This window comes from Sphingomonas bacterium, from assembly GCF_028292945.1.
Taxonomy (GTDB): domain Bacteria; phylum Pseudomonadota; class Alphaproteobacteria; order Sphingomonadales; family Sphingomonadaceae; genus Sphingomonas.
In genome coordinates, this window is sequence record NZ_JAQGLJ010000113.1 from 1 (window position 1) to 3,782 (window position 3,782).

Consider the following 3,782-nt stretch of genomic DNA (forward strand, 5'->3'; position numbering starts at 1 on the left):
TCCAGATCGACGACAAGGACCTGCGCATCGACATCTATCGCTCGTCCGGGCCGGGCGGGCAGTCGGTCAACACCACCGACAGCGCGGTGCGGATCGTCCATATCCCGACCGGGCTCACCGTCATCCAGCAGGACGAGAAGAGTCAGCACAAGAACAAGGCCAAGGCGATGCGCGTGCTGCGGACCCGGCTGTACGAGCAGGAACGCGACCGGCTGCACGCCGAACGCGCGGGTGCGCGCAAGTCGATGGTCGGTTCGGGCGATCGGTCGGAGCGGATCCGGACGTACAACTTCCCGCAGGGCCGCGTGACCGATCACCGCATCAACCTGACGCTCCATCGCCTGCCGGAAATCCTGCAGGGCGACATGGGCGAGCTGATCGGCGCGTTGATCGCGCAGGATGAGGCGGAGCGGCTGGCGTCGCTGGATGGGTGAGCCGGTTACCCTCTCCCGCAAGCGGGAGAGGGACAGCCGCCGCAGGCGGCAGGGTGAGGGCCTGACACGGGTCCGGACGTACTCACCTTGAACGCACGTCGTGCCCTCACCCTGACCGCTGCGCGGTCTGTCCGTCTCGCGCAAGCGGGAGAGGGGAGGTGAACGCCCGCGAAGCCCTTGCCGCCGCAGCCGCCCGGTTCGGCGTTTCCGCCACCCCGCGGCTGGACGCCGAACTCCTTCTCGCCCACGCGATCGGCATCACGCGCGCGCAGCTGCTGCTCGGCCTCGACCATCCGGTGCCGCCCAGCTTCGCGGGGCTCGTCGAGCGCCGCGCGCGGCACGAGCCGATCGCCTACATCACCGGCACGCGCGGGTTCTGGACGATTGACCTCGCGGTCGGCCCCGGCGTGCTCATCCCGCGCGCGGACAGCGAGACGCTGATCGAAGCGGCGGTCACGCACTTCGCGGGCACGTCGGGGCCGGCGCGCGTGCTCGATCTCGGGACCGGGCCGGGGACGCTGCTGCTGGCGGCGCTCGACCAATGGCCGCAAGCAACGGGCTTGGGCATCGACGCTTCGGCAGAGGCCTTGGCCTATGCGCGCCTCAACGCCGCTACGCTGGAGATGACGGCGCGCGCGTCCCTCCAGCAAGGCGATTGGGCGGGAGATGTCGATGAGAAGTTCGACCTGGTGCTCGCCAACCCGCCCTATATCGCGGACGGCGAGCTGCTGCCGCGCGAGGTGAGCGGCTTCGAACCGGCAGCTGCGTTGTTCGGCGGTACAGACGGGCTGGATGAGTATCGCCGTCTCTCCCCTCAGCTCCTGCGCCTGCTAGCGCCCGGCGGCGTGGCGTGCGTTGAGATCGGCCACACCCAGGCCGCTGCCGTCACGGCGTTGCTCCACGTCCACGGGCTGACAACGCGGGTGCATCGGGACCTGGGTGGGCGTGACCGTTGCGTGACGGCAACGGCTTGAACAAACCGGCTGTTGTTCCACATTTTACTTGTGGACAGTGGTCGGTCGCCGCTAAGGCTGTGATCGGGCAGACGTATTCGACGCGAAGTGGTCGGATACGGGGGAAGCCCACACCCTACCTTGACACCGCCGCTCGCTGAACCGCGGCCGTGACGAGACGCTCGGGAACGCGATCCTCGCGGCCGGGCGGCAGGGTTGCACCGCCCATACCGGGAGCACGACCAGTTTTGGCCAGACTCAGAATTCCAGGACGAGGACACAACGCTTGATCAACAATCGGCAGGTCGGCCGCCGTCGCGGTCGCGGTGGCAATAATGGTGGGCAGCGCCCCGGTGGCGGGCAGCAGGGCAACGGTAGCCGCATCGACAATCGCTCGCGTGGCAATGCCACCCAGCTGCTCGAGAAATACAAGAACATGGCTGCCGACGCGCAGCGTTCGGGTGATCGTGTCACAACCGAATATTACCTCCAGTTCGCCGACCATTATTTCCGCGTGCTGAGCGAGCAGCGTGGCCAGTTCGAGGAGCGCGCACCTCAGCGAGGCCGCAACGACTTTGACGACGATGGCGACGGCGAGTTCGGACCTGAATTCGGCGACGAGGGCGAGCCCGCGCGCGGTAACGAACAGGGCGGTGGCAGCGATGGGGGCGGGCAGCGCGTCGAGATGCGCGACCGCGACGATCGCCCCAATCCGAGATCGAACGACCGGCAGCGCGATGATCGTCCTCGCGATGATCGGCCCCGTGAGGAGCGCCCGCGTGGTGATCGCGACGACCGCCCGCGCGGCGATCGCGATGGCGGCCCTCGGCGTGAGGGGGGCGGCAACGGCCGTGACCGTGGCGAGTGGCAGGAGCGCCCGCGCGAACGTCGTCCCGACCCTAGCACGACGGGGCTGCCAGTCGAAGTCGCCGGCCAGCGCCGCGCCGATCCGATCGCGCCGACCGAATCGCTGGAGGCGCGCGCGGAAGAGGTGTTGTCTGCCGATCGCCCGCTCGATGCACCTGCGCGTCGGCGTGGACGGCCCCGCCGCGACGCCGAGCCGGTTGGCGAGGCTGCACCGTTCGACGACAGCGGCCTGGAGGCGGATCGCCTGCCGCCCTCGCTGACGCTGGCCGCCAATGACGAGGCTCCAGCCGAGGCCAAGCCTCGCCGTCGCCGCGCTCGGCCGGTCGGGGATACGCCGACCGCAGCTGAGTAACGATCACCTTTGGTTCGAGGAAGGCCGGTCTCGCTTAAGCGGGGCCGGCTTTTTCGTGTCCGGGCTTTGCGTAGTGAGCCAGACGTGAGACAGTGATCGCAACTAGCAGCGGGGAGAGCGCCATGACGATCGCGGCCATCCTGAGGGGCAAGGGCGCCGAGGTGATCTCGATCGCGCCTGACGCCAGCGTGGCGGACGCGGTGACGCTGCTCGCGACTAAACGCATCGGCGCGGTGCCGGTAGTGGACGGGCAGGGAGCGCTGCTCGGCATCTTCTCGGAACGCGATGTCATCCATTGCCTTCAGGCCAAGGGTGCGGGTGCGCTGTCGGGCACGGTGGCCGAGGCGATGACCGCACCCGCCATCGCCGTGTCGCCAGAGCAGCCCGTGATCGCCGCCTTGTCGATGATGACTCAGCGGCGCTTCCGCCACCTGCCCGTCGTCGACCAAGGCAGGCTGATCGGCTTCGTCTCGATCGGTGACCTGGTGAAGCACCGTATCGACCGGATCGAAGCGGATGCCGCGGCAATGCGGGACTACATCCAGTCCGCGTGACCGCTCATTCACCGCTTTTGGCTTGAGTCGCCGGGCAGGTAGTCTCGCCGCCATGCGATCAGAGTCGTCCTCACCTGCCCTGCTGGAACGCTCCCACAAGCCGGAGAACCGCAGTTTCGCGTCGTTTTTGCGGACACCGCAAGAAAATTGCAAAAAACCGTTTGACGCATCCGGCAAGCCCACCTAGATGGGTGTCACCGCAGCGATGGACCACACGGTCCGCCGCTTCGGTCATCAAATAGCCAGGCGCCAGGGTCGCTCTCCAAAAGAGGGTACACCACGGCGTCGGTTGTTTGCGCTCTTTGACATTGTTGGTCAAGATGAAGGGACATGTGGGCGGCGGCTCCGGGTCCGGCAACCTCAGGGTGTCGGGTGCTCGGTTAAAGCCAAGCCTAACATGTCTCATTACATATCCACAAGAATGTGATGTGCAGGTTGGGCTCCCTGAGATGACGGTCCGGGTGTGGGTTTTCCCCCGCGCCTGGCTCGGACATCAACTTGAGAGTTTGATCATGGCTCAGAATGAACGCTGGCGGCATGCCTAACACATGCAAGTCGAACGAGACCTTCGGGTCTAGTGGCGCACGGGTGCGTAACGCGTGGGAATCTGCCCTTGGGTTCG

Annotated in this window: 4 protein-coding genes and 1 rRNA gene; all 5 read left to right on the top strand. The window is 66.9% G+C overall.

Annotation, left to right across the window (positions count from 1 at the left end):
• The coding region (locus tag JWN21_RS12080; RefSeq protein WP_299650392.1) for a peptide chain release factor-like protein at window positions 1–434 on the top strand (434 nt) is incomplete at its 5' end.
• Window positions 435–592: 158 nt separating this feature from the next.
• On the top strand, window positions 593–1,408 hold the full coding sequence (gene prmC / locus JWN21_RS12085; RefSeq protein WP_299650395.1) for a peptide chain release factor N(5)-glutamine methyltransferase: 816 nt from the start codon (window positions 593–595) through the stop codon (window positions 1,406–1,408).
• A 265-nt stretch (window positions 1,409–1,673) separates the two neighbouring features.
• A complete protein-coding gene (locus tag JWN21_RS12090; RefSeq protein WP_299650398.1) occupies window positions 1,674–2,606 on the top strand; it encodes a DUF4167 domain-containing protein in 933 nt (310 codons plus the stop codon).
• 122 nt (window positions 2,607–2,728) lie between these two features.
• A complete protein-coding gene (locus tag JWN21_RS12095) occupies window positions 2,729–3,160 on the top strand; it encodes a CBS domain-containing protein (protein WP_299650401.1) in 432 nt (143 codons plus the stop codon).
• A gap of 494 nt (window positions 3,161–3,654) precedes the next feature.
• Window positions 3,655–3,782 (top strand): 16S ribosomal RNA (locus JWN21_RS12100); the annotation flags it as partial.